17 protein-coding genes are annotated in these 20,175 nt (G+C 62.7%); 13 read left to right on the forward strand and 4 right to left on the reverse strand.

All coding sequences use genetic code 11. The features are described 5' to 3' along the window. Positions 1-119: 119 nt before the first annotated feature. The 4 genes from LB555_RS07285 to LB555_RS07300 all read left to right on the forward strand — a co-directional run bounded on the left by LB555_RS07285 (position 120) and on the right by LB555_RS07300 (position 5,270). The gene (locus tag LB555_RS07285) at positions 120-866 is read left to right on the forward strand and encodes a cytochrome c biogenesis CcdA family protein (protein WP_140726755.1); all 747 of its coding nucleotides are present in this window, start codon (positions 120-122) and stop codon (positions 864-866) included. A 158-nt stretch (positions 867-1,024) separates the two neighbouring features. Beyond that, entirely contained in the window at positions 1,025-2,401 is a 1,377-nt protein-coding gene (gene glmU / locus LB555_RS07290; protein WP_224682553.1) for a bifunctional UDP-N-acetylglucosamine diphosphorylase/glucosamine-1-phosphate N-acetyltransferase GlmU, read from the forward strand. Between the two features lie 200 nt (positions 2,402-2,601). Next, positions 2,602-4,425, forward strand: coding sequence for a glutamine--fructose-6-phosphate transaminase (isomerizing) (gene glmS, locus LB555_RS07295; protein WP_224682554.1), 1,824 nt, complete (start codon positions 2,602-2,604; stop codon positions 4,423-4,425). A gap of 92 nt (positions 4,426-4,517) precedes the next feature. After that, a complete protein-coding gene (locus LB555_RS07300; RefSeq protein ID WP_031240956.1) occupies positions 4,518-5,270 on the forward strand; it encodes a DUF502 domain-containing protein in 753 nt (250 codons plus the stop codon). Here the strand turns inward: LB555_RS07300 and recG are convergent. Further along, positions 5,222-7,330, reverse strand: coding sequence for an ATP-dependent DNA helicase RecG (gene recG, locus LB555_RS07305; RefSeq protein WP_224682555.1), 2,109 nt, complete (start codon positions 7,328-7,330; stop codon positions 5,222-5,224). The genes LB555_RS07300 and recG overlap by 49 nt on opposite strands. A 92-nt stretch (positions 7,331-7,422) precedes the next feature. Between recG and LB555_RS07310 the strand changes: the two genes are divergently transcribed. The 3 genes from LB555_RS07310 to LB555_RS07320 all read left to right on the forward strand — a co-directional run bounded on the left by LB555_RS07310 (position 7,423) and on the right by LB555_RS07320 (position 12,811). After that, positions 7,423-7,710, forward strand: a complete 288-nt coding sequence (locus LB555_RS07310; RefSeq protein ID WP_224682556.1) for a succinate dehydrogenase assembly factor 2 — start codon at positions 7,423-7,425, stop codon at positions 7,708-7,710. Between the two features lie 71 nt (positions 7,711-7,781). Next, positions 7,782-11,279, forward strand: coding sequence for a transcription-repair coupling factor (gene mfd / locus LB555_RS07315; RefSeq protein WP_224682557.1), 3,498 nt, complete (start codon positions 7,782-7,784; stop codon positions 11,277-11,279). A 158-nt stretch (positions 11,280-11,437) separates the two neighbouring features. Continuing rightward, positions 11,438-12,811 carry a class II 3-deoxy-7-phosphoheptulonate synthase gene (locus LB555_RS07320; protein WP_015317645.1) on the forward strand — a complete coding sequence of 458 codons (1,374 nt, stop codon included), beginning with the start codon at positions 11,438-11,440 and terminating at the stop codon, positions 12,809-12,811. Between the two features lie 114 nt (positions 12,812-12,925). Here LB555_RS07320 and LB555_RS07325 read toward each other — a convergent pair whose 3' ends face one another. Beyond that, positions 12,926-13,996, reverse strand: a complete 1,071-nt coding sequence (locus LB555_RS07325; protein ID WP_015317646.1) for a GGDEF domain-containing protein — start codon at positions 13,994-13,996, stop codon at positions 12,926-12,928. A gap of 397 nt (positions 13,997-14,393) precedes the next feature. Between LB555_RS07325 and LB555_RS07330 the strand changes: the two genes are divergently transcribed. The 3 genes from LB555_RS07330 (at position 14,394) to LB555_RS07340 (ending at position 15,876) form a co-directional block, all read left to right on the forward strand. Then, positions 14,394-14,810 (forward strand): GFA family protein, encoded by a 417-nt coding sequence (locus LB555_RS07330; protein ID WP_015317647.1) that lies wholly within the window; start codon positions 14,394-14,396, stop codon positions 14,808-14,810. A 78-nt stretch (positions 14,811-14,888) separates the two neighbouring features. After that, complete coding sequence (locus tag LB555_RS07335) at positions 14,889-15,248, forward strand: diacylglycerol kinase (protein WP_015317648.1); 360 nt, start codon at positions 14,889-14,891, stop codon at positions 15,246-15,248. Between the two features lie 40 nt (positions 15,249-15,288). Next, entirely contained in the window at positions 15,289-15,876 is a 588-nt protein-coding gene (locus LB555_RS07340) for a hemerythrin domain-containing protein (protein WP_224682558.1), read from the forward strand. Positions 15,877-15,879: 3 nt separating this feature from the next. Here the strand turns inward: LB555_RS07340 and LB555_RS07345 are convergent, their stop codons facing one another. Next, positions 15,880-16,467: a DedA family protein gene (locus tag LB555_RS07345; protein WP_224682559.1), complete on the reverse strand. Its 588-nt coding sequence runs from the start codon at positions 16,465-16,467 to the stop codon at positions 15,880-15,882. After that, a complete protein-coding gene (locus tag LB555_RS07350; RefSeq protein WP_015317651.1) occupies positions 16,464-17,024 on the reverse strand; it encodes a DUF1003 domain-containing protein in 561 nt (186 codons plus the stop codon). Before LB555_RS07350 ends, LB555_RS07345 begins: the two co-directional genes overlap by 4 nt. A 191-nt stretch (positions 17,025-17,215) precedes the next feature. Here LB555_RS07350 and LB555_RS07355 point away from each other — a divergent pair, with 191 nt between their 5' ends. From LB555_RS07355 to LB555_RS07365, 3 genes are all read left to right on the forward strand, one after another. Continuing rightward, complete coding sequence (locus tag LB555_RS07355) at positions 17,216-17,932, forward strand: DNA-3-methyladenine glycosylase I (RefSeq protein ID WP_140821817.1); 717 nt, start codon at positions 17,216-17,218, stop codon at positions 17,930-17,932. 63 nt (positions 17,933-17,995) lie between these two features. Next, a complete protein-coding gene (locus LB555_RS07360; RefSeq protein WP_224682560.1) occupies positions 17,996-19,672 on the forward strand; it encodes an NAD+ synthase in 1,677 nt (558 codons plus the stop codon). A gap of 56 nt (positions 19,673-19,728) precedes the next feature. Then, positions 19,729-20,145 carry a GNAT family N-acetyltransferase gene (locus LB555_RS07365; protein ID WP_015317654.1) on the forward strand — a complete coding sequence of 139 codons (417 nt, stop codon included), beginning with the start codon at positions 19,729-19,731 and terminating at the stop codon, positions 20,143-20,145. Positions 20,146-20,175: the final 30 nt, after the last annotated feature.

The raw sequence follows: 20,175 nt of genomic DNA on the forward strand, positions 1-20,175 counted from the left end.
GTCGTGTCAACGCCTTGCGCCGATGCTTTCTTCCCCGCCCGCGATGACTTGCCACACGATGGTGATTGGCGGACAAACCGGCGTGCCGCTATATCGGACGCCAAAGGTGGAGTTTTGGAATGGCAGTGGATATCGGCTATGTCAGCGCGGTCGGGGCGGGGGCCATCTCGTTCCTGTCGCCATGCGTGCTGCCGCTCGTGCCGCCTTATCTCTGCTACATGGCCGGCGTCTCCGTCGACGATTTCCGCGGCAATGCAGGTGCGACGGCACGCGAGGGCGCGCGCGGCGCGCTGCTCTATTCCTCGATCGCCTTCGTGCTCGGTTTTTCCACCGTGTTCGTCGCGCTAGGCGCCGGCGCGTCGACCATCGGCCGGCTGCTGCGCGTCTGGCAGGAGCCGCTGGCGATGGGCGCCGGCGTGCTGATCATCCTGATGGGCCTGAACTTTTTGGGCATCCTGCGCATCCCGCTTCTGTCACGCGAGGCGCGCTTCCAGTCGCAGGGCAAGCCGGCCAGCGCCGTCGCCGCCTATGTCATGGGCCTTGCCTTCGCCTTCGGCTGGACGCCCTGCATCGGCCCGGTGCTGGGGCCGATCCTGACGCTGGCCGGTGGCCGCGAGACGGTCGGCGAGGGGGCTCTTCTGCTCGCCGCCTATTCGCTCGGCCTCGGTATCCCGTTCCTGATTGCCGCGCTGTTCTCCGGCGCTTTCATGCGCTTCCTCGGCAAATTCCGCGTCCATCTCGGCCGCGTCGAAAAGGCGATCGGCGCGCTGCTGGTGGTCGCCGGCGTGTTTTTCCTCACCGGCGGCGTGCAGACGGTGTCGTACTGGCTGCTGGAGAATTTCCCGGTGCTGGGGCGGCTGGGCTGACGATTGTCGACTTGGGGCGAGCTATGGGACTCAACTGAGGACCCGTTGATTATGAGTCAGCTGCTCTATCATCTCACCGGAATTTAACCGCATTGGTGCAGCATGGCGCCACTGCTATCCTGTATCGATTCCCAACCCTTTCATACGGTTGCCCGTCCATGAGCCAGAGATCCTGCCTGTCCGTCATCCTCGCAGCCGGCGAAGGCACGCGCATGAAGAGCGCGCAGCCGAAGGTGCTGCATCAGATCGCCGGGTTGCCGATGGTGGCCCATGTGGTCAAGGCGGCCGAAGCCGCGGGTGCGAGCGGGCTGGCGCTGGTGATCGGCCATGGGGCCGACGAGATGCGCAAGGCGGCGGCCAGGTTTGCACCGAAGGCGGAAACCTTCGAGCAGGAAAAGCGCTTGGGTACGGCGCATGCCGTTATCGCTGCCCGCGCAGCGATATCAAGGGGTTATGACGACGTCCTCGTGATGTTTGGCGACACGCCACTGATCGATGCGGATGCGCTCACGGTGGCGCGGCGGAGATTGGCGGAAGGTGCTGCCGTCGTGGTGATCGGATTCCGCCCACCCAATCCGGCCGGCTATGGCCGGTTGATCGAAAGGGATGGCAAGCTCACAGCTATCCGCGAGGAAAAAGACTGCTCCGAAGAGGAGAAGAAAATCGGCTTCTGCAATGCCGGCATGATGGCGGTGGCCGGTGCGCACGCGCTGAAACTGCTCGACGCGGTAGGCAACGAGAATGCCAAGGGCGAGTATTATCTGACCGATATCGTCGAGATCGCCAGTGCACAAAATCTCGATGTCGTTGCCACCGAAGCCAGCTTCGAAAGCGCGCTCGGCATCAACAATCGCGCCGAACTGGCGCAAGCCGAAGCCATCTGGCAACAGCGCCGGCGCCATGACGCGATGCTGTCGGGCGTGACTCTGATCGCCCCGGAAACCGTGTTTTTCTCGCACGACACTGAAATCGGCGCCGACACCATCGTCGAACCCAACGTCTGGTTTGGTCCGGGCGTGAGGATCGCCAGCGGCGCCAAAATTCACGCCTTCAGCCACATCGAGGGCGCCACCATCGCTTCCAATTGCGATGTCGGGCCGTTCGCACGGCTGCGGCCAGGCGCCGATCTCAGGAACAAGGCCAAGGTCGGCAATTTCTGCGAGGTCAAGCAAGCCGTTATCGAGGACGGCGCCAAGGTCAATCATTTGACCTATATTGGCGACGCGCGTGTCGGCGCGGGCGCCAATATCGGGGCGGGCACCATCACCTGCAATTACGACGGCTACTCAAAGTTCTTCACGGACATCGGCGAGGGCGCCTTCATCGGCTCCAATTCCTCGCTCGTGGCGCCGGTCACCATCGGCAATGGCGGCTATATCGCCTCGGGCAGTGTCATCACCGAAAGCGTGCCCGACGATGCGCTGGCCTTCGGCCGGGCCCGCCAGAAGACGATCCCCGGCAAGGGCAAGGAATTGCGCGAACGCTTTGCTTCCGCGGCGGCCGCGAAGAAGAAAGCGGCTGGCGCCGACCACTAGCGATTGGTCGACGGTCTGCTTTCTCGCCGAAGCAATCGAAAAACCGAACGATTGCCGTAACCGGATTGCAAGAGCGGGCTGTCATGGTGCATGCCTGCTGAAGCGTCCGTTACAGCGGACGAAATGCAATGTGACTTTCGCGGCAGGCCGGCCACGCCTAAATATCGCTGGTTTTCCGTGGGCAATCGGGGACTGTCTGCATGTGCGGTATCGTTGGAATCGTCGGCCACTCGCAGGTTGCGCCGCTCATCGTCGACGCACTGAAGCGGCTCGAATATCGCGGCTATGACTCCGCCGGCGTCGCCACCATTGAGAAGGGCGAGCTGGGCCGCCGCCGTGCCGAGGGCAAGCTGGTCAACCTCGAACGCCGGCTCAAGGATGAGCCGCTCGACGGCATGATCGGTATCGGCCATACGCGCTGGGCAACCCACGGCGTGCCCAACGAGACCAATGCGCACCCGCATTTTTCGGACGGCGTCGCCATCGTCCACAACGGCATCATCGAGAATTTCGCCGAACTGCGCGAGGAGCTGATCCGCGACGGCTATTCCTTCTCGTCGCAGACCGACACCGAGGTCGTGGCACATCTGGTGGCGCGCGAACTCGCCAGGGGGCTAAAGCCGGTCGAGGCCGCGCACCAGGCGCTGAAGCGGCTGGAAGGCGCCTTTGCGCTAGCCATCATGTTCAAGGGTGACGAGGACCTGATCGTCGGCGCGCGCAATGGCCCGCCTTTGGCCGTTGGCCATGGCGACGGCGAGATGTTTTTGGGTTCCGACGCCATCGCGCTCGCTCCGTTCACCAATTCGATCACCTATCTCGAGGACGGCGACTGGGCGGTGGTGCGCCGCGACGGTGTCGCCATCTTCGACATCGACGGCAAAAAGGTCGACCGCAAGCGCCAGCAGTCGCTCTCGACCAGCTTCATGGTCGACAAAGGCAACCGCCGCCATTTCATGGAAAAGGAGATCCATGAGCAGCCCGAGGTGATCTCGCACACACTGGCTCATTATGTGGATTTTGTCTCCGGCGTCTCCAAGCCGCTCGATCTGCCATTCGACTTCGCCAAGATCGGCCGGCTGGCGATCTCCGCCTGTGGCACCGCCTATCTCGCCGGCCTGATCGGCAAATACTGGTTCGAGCGCTATGCGCGGCTCCCGGTCGATATCGATGTCGCGTCGGAATTCCGTTACCGCGAGATGCCGTTGTCGGCCAACGACGCCGCCTTCTTCATCTCGCAATCGGGCGAGACCGCCGATACACTGGCCTCGTTGCGCTATTGCCGCAAGGCCGGGATGAAGATCGGCGCCGTCGTCAACGTGCGGGAATCGACCATGGCGCGCGAATCCGACGTCGTGCTGCCGACGCTGGCCGGGCCAGAGATTGGCGTCGCTTCGACCAAGGCTTTCACCTGCCAGCTGTCCGTGCTCGCGTCGCTTGCCGTGCGCGCCGGCGTGGCGCGCGGAGCGATCTCGAAGGAGCAAGAGAAAACGCTGGTGCGAGCGCTTTCGGAAGCGCCGCGCTATGCCAACCAGGTGCTGAAGCTCGAAGAGCAGATTGAACGGATCGCGCGGGAACTGTCGCGTTACAAGGACGTGCTCTATCTCGGACGGGACACCAATTTCCCGCTCGCCATGGAAGGCGCGCTGAAGCTGAAGGAGATTTCCTACATCCACGCCGAAGGCTATGCCGCCGGAGAGCTGAAGCATGGGCCGATCGCGCTGATCGACGAGAACATGCCGGTGATCGTGATCGCGCCGCACGACCGCATCTTCGAAAAGACCGTGTCCAACATGCAGGAAGTGGCGGCGCGTGGCGGCAAGATCATCCTGATCACCGACGCCAAGGGCGCGGCACAGGTGAGTCTGAAGACGATGGAGACCATCGTGCTTCCGGATGTGCCGGAAATCATCTCGCCGATCATCTATGCGCTGCCGATCCAGATGCTCGCCTACTTCGCCGCCGTGTTCATGGGCACCGACGTCGACCAGCCGCGCAATCTGGCGAAGTCGGTGACGGTGGAATAGGCGCTTGTAAACAGGCGCCTTTAAAAACTTCGCAGTTCCAAAGCGTCTTCCGGTTCACTAATGTCGCGTCGCAATAGCGCCTCCGGTGAACCATGTCAGACGCTCCCAAGACTTCCGGCATGACACGGCTGAGGAACTATTTCCTCACGGGCTTCATCGTCTGCGCGCCGCTGGCGATCACCGCCTATATCGCCTGGTCGTTCATCGGCTGGGTCGATTCCTGGGTGAAACCGTATATTCCGGCGCGCTACAGCCCCGACACCTATCTGCCGTTTCCGGTTCCAGGGTTCGGGCTCATCGTTGCGCTCATCCTGATCACGCTGATCGGTTTTCTGACCGCCAACATTGTCGGCCGCGCCATAGTCGGCTTTGGCGAGCGCTTGCTTGGCCGCATGCCGCTGGTGCGCGGCATATACGGCTCGCTGAAGCAGATTTTCGAGACCGTGCTGTCGAACAAGGGCGACATGTTCCGCCAGGTTGGGCTGGTCGAATATCCACGCAAGGGCGTGTGGTCGCTGGTGTTCGTCGCCAGCGAAAAGGAAACCGAGATCAACCAGAAGCTCGACCAGGAAGGCGATCCGCTGATTGCCGTGTTCATGCCGTGCACGCCGAACCCGACGACCGGTTTCCTGATGTATGTGCTGAAGTCGGACATCGTGCCGCTCGACATGACGATCGAGGACGGCGCCAAGCTGATCGTATCAGCCGGGTTGGTGGCTCCCGAGGTGAAGACGAAACTGGTGACGCTGAACGGCGAGCCGATCAACGGAACCCTGGCCAATCCGCCGCTAGGGCCTCACCCGGCGCGCAGGAGCCGCACGGCCTCGTCGCGGCCGAACAAGTAGAGCAGGAGCCGCAGCGCCTCGCCGCGGTCCGATTGCAGTTCTGGGTCGCGCGACAGGATCAGCCTGGCGTCGTCACGGGCGGCCTCCAGTAGGTCGGCATGCACCTCGATGCGCGCCACCTGGAAACCCGGCGTGCCGGACTGGCGGGTGCCCAGCAGTTCGCCTTCGCCGCGCAATTTCAGGTCCTCCTCGGCGATCAGGAAACCGTCCTCGGTCTCGCGCATCACCGACAGCCGGCGTTTTGCGGTCTCGCCAAGCGGATCCTTGTACAGCAGCACGCAGGACGAGGGCTTGTCGCCGCGTCCGACCCGGCCGCGCAGCTGGTGCAACTGAGCGAGGCCGAAGCGTTCGGCATGCTCGATGACCATGATCGTGGCGTCAGGAACGTCGACGCCAACCTCGATCACCGTGGTGGCGATCAGGATGCGCGTCTCGCCTTGCTTGAAGGCGCGCATCGCCTCGTCCTTCTCGACACCCTTCATGCGGCCGTGGACAAGGCCGATGCGATCGCCGAACAGCGGCTTCAGCGAGGCAAAGCGATCCTCGGCCGACATCAGTTTTATTTCTTCGGATTCCTCGACCAGCGGGCAAATCCAGTAGATCTTCTGGCCATCCGCGACGGCATCGAGCATGCGGCCGACCAGCTCGTCGAGCCGCTCCAGCGGCAGCGTGACGGTGCGGATCGGCTGGCGGCCGGCGGGTTTTTCCGTCAGCTTCGACACGTCCATGTCGCCGAAGGCGGTCAGCACCAGCGTGCGCGGGATGGGGGTCGCGGTCATGACCAGCATGTCGGGGGCGTCGCCCTTGGCGGTGATGGCAAGCCGCTGGTGGACGCCGAAGCGATGCTGCTCATCGATAACGGCCAGGACCAGGTCGTGGAAGCTGACCGTTTCCTGAAACAGCGCATGGGTGCCGACGACGATGTCGATCTCGCCGCTGGCAAGACCCGCCAGCGTTTCGGCTCGCTCGCGGCCCTTTTCACGGCCGGTCAGGATGGCGATGCGCAAGCCGACCTTGGCGGCAAGCGGGGTGATCGTCGCCAGATGCTGGCGCGCGAGGATTTCGGTCGGCGCCATCAGCGCCGCCTGGCCGCCGGCCTCGACAGCGCGTGCCATGGCAAGCAGCGCCACCACCGTCTTGCCCGAGCCGACGTCACCTTGCAGCAGCCGCAGCATGCGCTCCGGATCGGCGAGATCAGCGTTGATTTCGGCGAGCGCGAATTCCTGCGAGGGCGTAAGCGAATAGGGAAGGGCTGTACGCAGCTTCTCGACGATGCGCCCATCGCCGACGAGAGGGCGGCCTGACAGGCGCCGCACCTTTGCCCGCACCAGAGCCAGCGAGACCTGGCCGGCGAGCAATTCATCATAGGCGAGGCGGCGCCATGCAGCCCCTTCGACCGCGACATCGATCGGATCAGCGGGATAATGGATGCGGGTCAGCGCGTCGCCGAAGGACGCAAAGCTCTGGCGGCGCATGAAGGCATTATCCTGCCATTCCGGCAGCTCCGGCAGGCGGCCGAGCGCCTGGCCGATCGCCCGGCGCAGCACCTTGCCCGAGAGGCCGGCGGTCAGCGGATAGACCGGTTCGACCAGCGGCAGGTTTTCCGCTTCGCTGGCGAGCGCGATATGGTCGGGGTGGACCATGGTCGGGCGGCCGTTGAACCATTCCATCCGGCCTGACACCACGACCTGCTCGCCCACAGGCATTGCCTTTTCGAGATAGGCGGCATGGGCATGGAAGAAGGTCAGGCCGATTTCGCCCGTGTCGTCATGGGCGTAGACCCGGTAGGGCACCGACCTGTTGCCGCGCGGTGGCGGCTGGTGACGGTCTATGCGCAGCTCAAGCGTGACGATGGCGCCTTCGGCCGCGAGTGCGATGCCCGGCCGGTTTCGGCGGTCGATGACGGTGTGCGGCAGCACGAACAGGAGGTCGCCGGCGCGTGCGGCGCGGTCGCCGAGATCGGCGGCAACGACCTTCTCGATCAGCGCGCCAACCTTCGGCCCGACGCCGGCAAGCGAGGTGATCGGGACAAACAGGGGATCGAGGATGGAAGGACGCATGATGTCAGCTTATGTCGCGACGGCCGCAGCGCAAGGCTGACAGCGCCCACTATCCACGCTATATGCGCCGCTTGAAGTGAGGATGCGGCACAATGACCGGAACGAAACGATTAAGCGAGGGGCTGGACGCCCATCGCCGCAAGCTGTTGTTCCGTTCCTGGCATCGCGGCATGCGCGAGATGGATCTCATCCTCGGCACCTTCGCCGATGCCGAGATCGGCACCTTGACCGCCGAGGAAATCGACCAATATGAGAGGCTCCTCGATATTGCCGACACGGAATTCCTGCCGCTGGTTACGGGCGAACGCCCGGTGCCGGCGGAGATCGACTGTGCCGTCCTGCAAAAAATCCTGGCGTCCCGCCGGACCATGACTTTCTGAACACACGCAATTCCAGGAAAAGTGCGCAGCGGTTTTCCCATGGGAATTGCGACAAACAAGACCGTGATTTGATGGCTCTCATTCCCACCATTGGCTTGCCGAAGGGCCGCGCCGGCCAGTTCATCGTCGACGGTGTCGCCGACGGCTACGAGGCTTTCGCACTGGTGCAGACGGCGCTCGAGATCGCGCCCGACAAGCCGGTGCTGTTCGTGGCCCGCGACGGCCAGCGCCTGCCTTCGATCATCGAGGCGCTGTCCTTCGTCGCGCCGGGCCTGCCTGTGCTGGAACTGCCTGCCTGGGACTGCCTGCCATACGACCGTGTCTCGCCTGGTTCGGATGCCGCCGCCAAGCGCCTCGATGCGCTGACCGCCATGATCGCACTGGCGAAGAAGCCGCACCGTGCCGTCATTCTCACCACCGCAAATGCGCTGCTGCAGCGCATTCCGCCCGCGGAGCTTGTCGAAGCCCAAACCTTCCACGCCAGGCCCGGCAACCAGATCGACATGAATGCGCTGATCGCCCGGCTGGAGACGTCGGGATTCGAGCGGGTGCCGACCGTGCGCGGCATCGGTGAATTCGCGGTGCGCGGCGGCATTCTCGACCTCTTTGCGCCCGGCTGGAGCGAGGCGCTGAGGCTTGATTTCTTCGGCGACACGCTGGAATCGATCCGCGTCTTCGATGCCGCCACGCAGCGCACCACCGGCCAGCGCAAGTCGATGGCGCTTCAGGCGATGAGCGAGGTGGCGCTGACGCCCGAAACCATCAGCCGCTTCCGCCGCTCCTATATCGAGGCTTTCGGCGCACCCCAGCGTGACGACGGACTCTATGCGGCGGTCAGCGAAGGCCGGCGCTTCGCGGGCATGGAGCATTGGCTGCCGTTCTTCTACGAGCGGCTGGAGACCGTGTTCGACTACCTGCCCGACGCACCCGTGGTTTTCGACCATCTGGCACATGAGGCGCTGGCCGAGCGCCATACGCTGATCCTCGATCACTACGAGGCGCGCAAAAAGCAGGCTGACGCGGCGCTCAAGGATGCGGTTCCCTACAAGCCGGTGGCGCCGGATCTGCTCTATCTCTCGCCGGAGAATCTGAAGGCTTCGCTTGGCGAGCGCGAAGACATCGACTTTACCGTGTTCGACGCGCCGGACCTGGGGAGCAAGAAAGTCTTCCACGCCGGCTCGCGCCATGGCCGCAGCTTCGTCGAGGAGCGAGCCGATCCGAACGTCAATGTCTTCGATGTCGTCGTCCGGCACATAGCCGACGAGCGCGCGGCGCGCCGCCGGGTCGTTATCGCCGGCTGGACCGAGGGCTCGCTCGACCGCCTTGGCCAGATCCTGGCCGAGCACCATCTCGGCAATCTCAAGCAGGTCGAGACGTTGGCGGAGGCCGAACAGCTCGAGCCGGGACAGTCCGCATTGGCGGTTTTGCCACTGGAATCCGGCTTCGAGACTGAAAAGCTGGTCGTCGTCGCGGAACAGGACATTCTGGGCGACCGGCTGATCCGCCGTTCGAAGCGCAAGAAGCGCGCGTCCGACTTCATTGCCGAAGCCTCGGCCTTGTCGGCCGGCGATATTGTCGTCCATGCCGACCATGGAATTGGCCGTTTCATCGGCCTGCGCACCATTGAGGCGGTCGGCGCGCCGCATGACTGCCTGGAAATCCACTATGCCGGCGACGACCGGCTGTTCCTGCCGGTGGAAAACATCGAGCTGCTGTCGCGCTACGGCTCCGACACGGCCGAAGCGACGCTGGACAAGCTGGGCGGCGGCGCCTGGCAGTCGCGCAAGGCGAAGCTGAAGCGGCGCCTGCTCGACATGGCCGGACAACTGATCCGCATCGCCGCCGAGCGGCAGATGCGGGCCGCACCGGCCCTGGTGCCGGCCGAAGGCCTCTATGACGAGTTCGCCGCCCGGTTCCCTTACGAGGAAACCGACGACCAGCAGACGGCCATCGACTCGGTACGTGACGATCTCGGCGCGGGCAGGCCGATGGACCGGCTGATCTGCGGCGATGTCGGCTTCGGCAAGACCGAAGTGGCGCTGCGCGCCGCCTTTATCGCGGCGATGGAAGGGTTTCAGGTAGCGGTGGTGGTGCCGACGACACTGTTGTCGCGTCAGCATTTCAAGACATTCTCGCAGCGTTTCTCAGGGCTTCCCATCCGTGTCGCCCAGGCGTCACGGCTGGTGGGCTCAAAGGAATTAGCGGAGACCAAGAAGGGCATTGCCGAAGGGCAGGTCGATATCGTTATCGGCACCCATGCGCTGCTGGGCTCCGCGATTTCGTTCAAGAATCTCGGCCTGCTGATCATCGACGAGGAGCAGCATTTTGGCGTCAAGCATAAGGAACGGCTGAAGGACCTGAAGACCGACGTCCATGTTCTGACCCTGTCGGCGACGCCGATCCCGCGCACGCTGCAACTGGCGCTGACGGGCGTGCGCGAACTGTCGCTGATCGCCACGCCACCGGTCGACCGCATGGCGGTGCGCACCTTCATCTCGCCCTTCGACCCGCTGGTCATTCGCGAGACGTTGTTGCGCGAGCGCTACCGAGGGGGCCATTCCTTCTATGTCGTTCCGCGTATCAGCGATCTGGCGGAAATCCATGATTTCCTGAAGGAATCTGTTCCTGAGCTGAAGGTAGCGGTGGCGCATGGCCAGATGCCACCGGGCGAACTCGACGACATCATGAACGCGTTCTACGACGGCCAGTACGATGTGCTTTTGTCGACGACCATCGTCGAATCCGGGCTCGACATCCCGACCGCAAACACGCTGATCATCCACCGCGCCGACATGTTCGGCCTGTCGCAGCTCTATCAGTTGCGCGGCCGCGTCGGGCGCTCGAAGGTGCGCGCCTATGCGCTGTTCACCCTGCCGGCCAACCGCAAGCTGACCGACACTGCCGAGCGCCGTCTGAAGGTACTGCAGTCGCTCGACACGCTCGGCGCCGGTTTCCAGCTCGCCAGCCATGACCTGGATATCAGGGGCGCAGGCAATCTGCTTGGGGAGGAACAGTCCGGGCACATCAAGGAGGTCGGTTTCGAGCTCTACCAGCAGATGCTGGAGGAAGCGGTCGCCGAGGTGAAGGATTCCGGCGAGGTGCAGGATGGCGGATGGTCGCCGCAGATCGCCGTCGGCACGGCGGTGATGATCCCGGAAGGCTACGTACCGGACCTGCAGCTCAGGCTGGCGCTGTACCGCCGTCTCGGCGATCTCGAAAACACCGAGGAGATCGACGCCTTCGGCGCCGAACTGATCGACCGTTTCGGCCCGTTGCCGGAGGAAGTGAAACATCTCCTCAAGATCGTCTTCATCAAGGCGCTGTGCCGCAAGGCCAATGTCGAGAAGCTCGATGCCGGGCCGAAGGGTATCGTCATCCATTTCCGCAAGCGCGAGTTCTCGAACCCGATCGGGCTGGTCAAGTATATTGGCGAGCAGGGTTCGCTGGCCAAGATCAGGGCCGACCATAGCGTGGTCTTCATCCGCGACTGGCCGACGGCGGAGAAGCGTCTGGCGGGCTCGGCCGTGGTCATGACGCAGCTGGCGCGACTGGTGGAGAAGGCAGCCTGATCTCGCCTTACGGGCCGTCCTGGGCGCGTCAGCCATTCGCCAGCACCGAAATTCCGGTCTAGAATAGGAAATCGGCTTCGTGTATGGAGCCGCCACCCCAGTTTGGGGCGGGAAATGGCGGGCGAGGGTGTCCGCCGGAAAGAGCGTTGGGTGCAGCGATGACGAAATGGTCGCCGAATTCGTGGAGAGCAAAGCCGATCAAGCAAGTTCCCGCCTATCCGGACCTTGCCGCGCTGAAGAATACGGAAGCCCAACTCGCCACCTTCCCGCCGCTGGTCTTTGCCGGCGAAGCGCGCAAGCTGAAGAAGCAGTTGGCGGCGGTTGCCGCCGGCGAAGCCTTCCTGCTCCAGGGTGGTGATTGCGCGGAGAGTTTTGCCGAGCATGGCGCCGACAACATCCGCGACTTCTTCCGCGTCTTCCTGCAGATGTCCGTGGTGCTGACCTTCGCCGGTGCGCAGCCGGTGGTGAAGGTTGGCCGTGTCGCCGGCCAGTTCGCCAAGCCGCGCTCGTCCGACAACGAGACCAAGGGCGAAGTGACGCTGCCGAGCTATCGCGGCGACATCATCAACGGCATCGAGTTCGACCAGAAGTCGCGCATTCCCGATCCCGCCCGCCAGGAAATGGCCTACCGCCAGTCGGCGGCCACGCTCAACCTCCTGCGTGCCTTCGCGCAGGGCGGTTATGCCAGCCTGGAGAATGTGCATCGCTGGATGCTCGGCTTCGTCTCCGACAGCCCGCAGGGCGAGAAATACGAGTCGCTTGCCAACCGCATCACCGAGACGATGGATTTCATGCGCGCGGTCGGCATTACGTCCGAAACCAATTTCGCGCTGCGCGAAACCGACTTCTACACCAGCCATGAGGCTCTGCTGCTCGGCTACGAGGAGGCGCTGACCCGTGTTGATTCCACCTCGGGCGACTGGTACGCCACGTCGGGTCACATGATCTGGATCGGCGACCGCACGCGTCAACCCGACCACGCCCATGTCGAATATTGCCGCGGCATCAAGAACCCGCTCGGCCTGAAATGCGGTCCGTCGCTGACGCCGGACGGTCTGCTGGAACTGATCGACCTGCTGAACCCCGAGAACGAGCCGGGCCGGCTGACGCTGATCGCCCGCTTCGGTTCGGACAAGGTTGCCGACCATCTGCCGAAGCTGGTGCGCGCTGTGCAGAAGGAGGGCCGCAGCGTGGTCTGGTCGTCGGATCCGATGCATGGCAACACGATCGAGGCGGCCGGCTACAAGACACGGCCCTTCGACCGCATCCTGAAGGAGGTGCAGACCTTCTTCGAGGTGCACCGCGCCGAAGGCACGCATCCGGGCGGCATCCATGTTGAGATGACCGGCAAGAACGTCACCGAATGCACCGGTGGCGCCCGTGCCATCACCGCCGAGGAGTTGCAGGACCGCTATCACACCCATTGCGATCCGCGTCTCAACGCCGACCAGGCGATCGAACTGGCCTTCCTGGTCTCGGACCTGTTGAAGAAGAGCCATCCGGTGCAGCACAAGCAGGTCGCGAACGGCTGATCTCGGCCAATTGGAACCGATAAAGGAAAGGCGCCTGGGAAACCGGCGCCTTTTTTATTGCAACCTCGGTTTGTGCTTCCGACCGTGTCGGCGCAACCGCCAAAAGCGAAAGCCTCAGTCTTTCTTGTAAAGCAGCCAGCTTTTGCCGGCGCGCCCTGCCATGGCTGAATGCCTGGTGACGCGGTTGCGCCCGCTGACCTTGGAGCGGTAGAGCGCCCGATCCGCCTTGGTGTAGAGGTCTTCGGGGCCTTCGGCCTCTGATGCCATGCAGATGCCCATCGATACCGTCACGGTGCCGTAATTCATGCCGGTCTGGCTGCTGGTGAACGGCGTCTGCTCGATCAGGGCGCGAATGCGTTCCGCGATCTCGTAGGTTGCGTCCTCGCTGGCGCCCTCGATGATCAGCGCGAACTCCTCGCCGCCGGTTCGGGCGACGAACATGTCGCCGCGGATGCTGGTCTGCAAAATCTCGGCGATGATCTGGATGATCTTGTCGCCGACAGGATGGCCATAGCGGTCATTAATGTCCTTGAACCGGTCGATGTCGACAAGGACAAGGGCATTGAACAGAATACCCTTGTTGCTGTTGTAGATCCTGGTGATTTCCTTGTCGAAAGCGCGACGATTCCAGATCTGGGTCAACGGATCCGTATCGGCCAGCCGCTTGTATTCCTCGAGCTTCGACTTGACGCTCTCAAGCTCCGCCGTCTTGTCGCTGAGCGTCGAGGCGACCTGCCGGCCGTGGTCGATCGTCGAATTGGTTGCGATCGTCATTGCGTTGGCGATCTTTTGCAGAAGATCCTGGGAGAGAAGGCTGCGGTTGCTCAGGCCACTGGATGTCTCGTCGAGGATCCTGCCGTATTTTTCGATATGGCTGCGCTCGCTGCGCAGGAGCGACGCGACCTCCTCAAGCTCCTTGGCGATGACGTCCCGGGCATGCTCGATGATGCCCGGGCCATGATTATGGGCAAAGAAAGCGCGCCCGATCTGATCCAGCTCATCCTGCGTCGGCCGGCTGCTCAGCGACAAGACGGCAAGACCGAGCTCGCGGTTGGTGCCGCTCAGGGCCTCATAGAAGATCTCGTAGTTGCGCGGCAGGCCGAGCACGCCAAGCTGGCGCATGGTGGCCACGACTGTGCTTGCGATCTCAGTGTTTCGTTCGGTCTGGGTGGCCGCCGGCTGCATGGTTGTTCGCTCTTCCCTTGGGAACGCGCCTGAACTTGGCGCATATCCATCATCGCTGACGCGGGGACGCCACCCATTCGAAGCCGACACACGAAAAGGCGCGTCCCCACACGCGACCTTCGATGGAGACCACCATAGATGCAGTAGCGCTAAAGTTTCCTTAATCGGCAGAACTCACGCCTTTTCGCTACATCAGGCTGCATGCGTCCAACCAAACTATCAACCTCCAGGCAGCGCTGATTGGCGGCGTTGCATGCAAATTCGCGTACCGATCTGGCTGAGCGAAACTGAACTTCGGATTTTCCACAACAACAGATGTCGCAATTGCTTACGCATGACGGCCGCAAAGCTGGAATGCTGGTGCCTTCGTCAGACTACAGTTTAGGGGAGAAACCCAGTGCGGGAGAGTCACCAGGGATCATGCCTGTGCGGAGCGGTCCGCTTCCGGACAAGTGGGGCACTGCGTGGCGTCGTCTACTGCCATTGTTCGCAATGCCGCAAACAGAGCGGGCATTTCTATGCCGCGACCAATGTTGCCGATACCGACATCGTGATCGAAGGCACGGAAAGCATCACCTGGTATGAAGCGTCCGGCTTCGCCAGGCGCGGCTTTTGCAAGACATGCGGGTCGCTGCTGTTCTGGAAGGCAATGGACCAAGACCATATCTCGGTCATGGCGGGATCGTTCGACAAGCCGACAGCGCTCGAGGGCGAATGTCATATCTTCGTCGGCGACAAGGGCGACTATTATTCGATCGACGATGGGCTGCCGCAGTTTGAAAAGTCGACACCGGCCATACCGGTCGCCGAATGAAATTTGGACGATCCGCCTTATTCCATTGATCGGGGCATTGCTTTATCCCGGGCCGGTGATTCCGAGAGGGGCCTTGGCATGCAGCGGCTGATCGATGCTTTTATCAATTCGGTGCGGGCATTTCGCAAGCTTGCGGTTAGCGAGAAGGCTTTCCAGCAGGAACTGATGCTGCTGGTGCTGGCCTTGCCCGCTGGCTGGTTCGTTTCGGTGTCTTGGCGCGGTTACGCGCTGCTGATCGGCGCGGTGCTCCTCTTGATCATGGTCGAAGTGCTGAACACGGGCATCGAGGCGGCGTGCGACGCAATTTCTCGTGAATTCCATATCGATATCCAGCTCGCCAAGGATTGCGGCTCGCTGGCGGTGCTGATTTCTGTGGTGATTGCCGGCGGCGTCTGGGGCATCGCTCTCATCGAGCGCATAACGGGGGTGCCGATCTGAAGCTTTGATGCCTATATGACGGTCACCAAAGGAGACCGTCATGGCAGAGGTCACGAATTCATCGCTTCTCGAACGCCTGGGCCTGCCGGACGACCTGCGCTGGCTGGCCGACAAATATCCTCGCGAAAACTGGCAGGCTAACGCCAACATTCACGGCATGGCCAATATGTGGCTGCAGCGGCACGACATGTTCCGCGAACTCGGCGGCATGCTCACCGGCGGCATTGGCAACTATCGCGAAGGCAGACTGACGGCCCCCGATTTCGCGCGCTGGTTCGCGCCGCGCCTCAACCATTTTCTCGGGCATCTCGACGGCCACCACAATGTCGAGGATTACCAGTATTTCCCGGCCTTCACCAAGGCGGAGCCCCGTCTGAAGCGCGGTTTCGAGATTCTCGATGCCGACCACCACACCATCCATGTAGGATTGGAGCGCAACGCCGAGGCGGCGAACGCGTTCATCCGTACACTTCAGGAGAGTGAGGACAAGCAGCGCTTCGCCGCCGATGCCTATGCCGACGAAAACAACCATCTGATCGCGATGCTGACCCGGCATTTGGCCGATGAGGAGGACCTGATCATCCCGCTCATCCTTGATCGGGGGGACCAGGCGCTCGGCATCGACTGACGGTCAAAACTCCTTGTCGCGCTCCCGCTTGGCGACATGGCGGGCGACAAACCAGGCAAGCACGGCCACGGCAAGGCCGATGCCGAGCCCGACGAACAGCCGCTCGTGCTGGATCAGCGCCTGGCCAATCAACTGTTCGGCTCCCAATCCGAAGACATAGCCGATCGTGCTGAACAGGACCGCCCAGATGACCGAGGAAATGGCGTTGAGAATGATGAAGCGCGGCGCCGCTATGGTCGAAAGGCCGGCCGCGATGCCGCCGACCAGGCGCATGCCGTAGACATAGCGGTTCGACAGCACGAAGATGTTGGGATGGGTGTTGAGCAGGCGGTAGGCGCGGCGAAAGCCGGGCCGCCGGCGCAGCCTGACGACATGGCGATTATCGGCGAAACTCCTGCCGAGGATGAAGAAAAAGGTGTCGCCAGTGAAGGCGCCCAGCGCTGCCGCGACGAAGACATGCCACAGCACGAAAACATGCTGGTGGGCGAAGAAGCCTCCCAGGATCGCGGCACTTTCGCCTTCGGCCACGCAGCCGAGAAAAACCGCCAGCAACCCGTATTGCTCGATGAAATGGTGGATCGCTTCGGTCATGAGGCCGACTGCTGTGACAGTCTTTCGTCGATCCGCTTGACCAGTTCGGCCAGCCGTACGATTTCGTCGCGCATGCCGATGATCTGGCTGTGGCGCAGTTCGTCCAGCTTCTCATGCAGCGCCATGATCTCGATCTCGGCCTTCAGATTGACCTCGTAATCATGGGCGGCATCGATGCGGTCGCGTTCGGTCTGGCGGTTCTGCGCCATCATGATCACCGGCGCCTGCAATGCGGCGACCATCGACAGGACGAGGTTGAGGAAGATGAAGGGGTAGGGGTCGAATGCATCGCGCGACAACAGCCAGACATTGGCTGATGTCCACACGATCAGGAAGGCGATGAAGGTCAGGATGAACGACCAGGAGCCGCCGATGCGGGCGATCGTATCGGCAAGGCGGTCGCCAAAAGTCTGGTGGAAAGCGACGGCCTTGTTGGTGTCCCTGGTGATGGTGGTACGCTCGATGGTGCTTTGCAGCACCCGGTTTTCCAACTGGCTCAGCCCATCCGGCTTCCGCTTCAGCCAACGGTTCGCCAGGTCGTCGATGGTCTTGTTCATGGCCGTCTCCAAGCGCTTTGCTGCGCTAAAGCGCGTCGCGTCGAAGCGGATTGAGGCGACGCGCTTTAGGTTTTTGCTTTTATGCATGTCGTCTTCCCAAAACCGAGGTCACTTTTGGGCGACATGTATTAGAGGTAGAGGCTGCCGGCCGGGGCGGGAAGTGCTAGATTGAGGCGAACCGAGGGGGACCGATGGCCGACTTCAAGAAAATTCGGGCTCGCGCGGCAAATCGCAAGGGCGGTCAGGCGGAACTGACCTCGCTGTTGGGTCCGATACCCGACAATGCGGCGGTGGCCAACGTCACCGACGACCGTATCCTCTCGACCATGGCCGAGCGCGTCTTTGCCGCCGGTTTCGTCTGGCGCGTCATCGAGCAGAAATGGCCCGGTTTCGAGGAAGCGTTCCTGCGCTTCGAGCCGAAGCGGCTTTTGTTCCAGCCCGACGATTTCTGGCACGATCTGGCCTCGGACCAGCGCATCGTGCGCAATCCGCAGAAGATCAGGTCCGTTCGCGACAACGCCGCCTTCGTCGAGCGCGTGTCCCGGGAACATGGCGGCTTCGGCAATTTTCTCGCCGAATGGCCCGCCGATGACCAGGTCGGGCTGATGGCCTATCTCGGCAAGCATGGCAGCCGGCTCGGCGGCAACACCGGCCAGTATTTTTTGCGCTGGCTGGGCTGGGATGCTTTCGTCATTTCGGCCGACATGGCGGCAGCCCTTCGCGACGCGGGCCTCGACATCGCGGACAACCCGACATCGAAGAAGGACCTCGACAAGATCCAGGTCCAGATCAACCGATGGGCCGACGAGACAGGGCTGCCGCGCCGGCATCTCTCGCGCATCCTGGCCATGTCGATCGGCGAAAACCACTCTCCGCAATCGCTGCGCGCGTATATGGGCGACGATTGACGGGCTGAATTGGTCCAAACGAACGCCATTGCGAGGTGAATTCCGCCGCGCTAAGTCAGCAGCATGACCAAGAAGCTCGACATACTGCGTATCGCCATCGCCCAGCTCAACCCGACTGTCGGCGACGTCGCCGGCAACCTCGCCAAGGCGCGCGAGGCGAGGGCGGATGCCGCCCGCCAGGGCGCCGATCTCGTGCTCTATACCGAGCTTTTCCTCGCCGGCTATCCGCCGGAGGATCTGGTGCTCAAGCCGGCCTTCCTCAAGGCATGCGAGCGGGCAGCACAGGATTTTGCCGCGGACACCGCCGATGGCGGTCCCGGCGTCATCATCGGCACGCCGCTGAAGCGCAAGAGCGGCACGCATAATTCCATCGTCTTCGCCGATGGCGGCAAGATCATCGCCGAACGCTACAAGCTCGACCTGCCCAATTACGGCGAATTCGACGAGAAGCGCGTCTTCCAGGCCGGGCCCGAGATCCAGGGACCGGTCAACTTCCGCGGCGTGCGCATCGGCATACCGATCTGCGAGGACATCTGGGGCGACGTCGCGGTCTGCGAGACGCTGGCCGAAAGCGGCGCGGAAATCCTGCTGGTGCCGAACGGGTCGCCCTATTATCGCGCCAAGATCGACGTTCGCCACCAGGTCGTGATCAAGCAAGTCATCGAATGCGGCCTGCCGATGATCTATGCCAACCAGCTCGGCGGCCAGGACGAGCTGATCTTCGACGGCGCCTCCTTCGCCATCGGGGCGGACAAGACGCTCGCCTTCCAGATGAGTCAGTTCGAGGATGCGGTCGACGTCACCACCTGGAAACGTACCGATGATGGCTGGGTCTGTTCGGAAGGACCGATGTCGAAAATCCCGGACAAGGAGGAGGCCGACTACCGCGCCTGCATGCTCGGCCTGCGCGATTACGTCAACAAAAACGGCTTCAAGAATGTGGTGCTTGGCCTTTCCGGCGGCATCGATTCCGCGATCTGTGCCGCATTGGCCGTCGATGCGCTGGGCGAGGAACGGCTGCGTGCCGTCATGATGCCTTATCGCTACACTTCGAAGGATTCCCTCAAGGACGCCGAGGACTGCGCCCGCGCCCTCGGCTGCCGCTATGACATCGTGCCGATCTTCGAGCCCGTCGAAGGCTTTTTGCATGCGCTGACGCAATTGTTCGAAGGCACCAAGGAAGGCATCACCGAGGAGAATTTGCAGAGCCGCGCGCGCGGCACCATCCTGATGGCAATCTCCAACAAATTCGGCTCGATGGTCGTCACTACGGGCAACAAGAGCGAGATGTCGGTCGGCTACGCCACCCTCTACGGCGACATGAATGGCGGCTTCAATCCGATCAAGGACCTTTACAAGATGCAGGTCTACGCGCTCTCGCGCTGGCGCAACAGCCATGTGCCGCCGGGTGCGCTCGGGCCTTCGGGCGAGGTGATCCCGAAGAACATCATCGACAAGGCGCCATCGGCCGAATTGCGCGACAACCAGACCGACCAGGATTCGCTGCCGCCCTATCCGGTGCTGGACGACATCCTCGAATGCCTGGTCGAGAACGAGATGGGCGTCGACGACATCGTCTCGCGCGGCCATGACCGGGCGACGGTGGCGCGCATCGAACACCTGCTCTACATCGCCGAGTACAAGCGCAGGCAGGCGGCACCGGGTGTGAAGATCACCAGGAAGAATTTTGGCCGCGACCGCCGCTATCCCATCACCAATCGTTTCAGGGATCGTGGCTGAAGCGCAGTTCGTCTGCTGGACGAAAATACGCGGCATGGCGGGATAGGGATACCAGCATGCCTGACTGTGAAATCAGCTTCGACCTCTCACGGATCGACTTTCGTGCGACCTCCGACCTGTTGATGGAAAGCTACTGGGGAGCTGGACGCAGCGACGAGTTCCATCGCCGGGCCTTTGCCAACTCGTTCTGCGCCGCCGCCTACATCGCTGGCAAACAGGTCGGTTTCGGCAGGGCGATCACCGACCGCACGGTATTCGCCTATCTCGCGGATATCATCGTCTGGCCCGTGCATCGCGGGCAGGGCGTCGGCTTGCGGCTGGTGCGGGCACTCATCGACCATCCTGAACTCAGCACCGTCTCGCATTGGAGCCTGTCGACCAGCGACGCGCATGGGGTCTATGAAAAGCTGGGTTTCAAGGCATCGATGGATGGGCGATACATGCGCCTCGATCGTGCGCCGCATGCCGGGTGAACGACGTGCGACGGCGATAGGCAGGGATAG

This window comes from Mesorhizobium sp. BR-1-1-10, assembly GCF_020165595.1.
Lineage (GTDB): Bacteria > Pseudomonadota > Alphaproteobacteria > Rhizobiales > Rhizobiaceae > Mesorhizobium > Mesorhizobium australicum.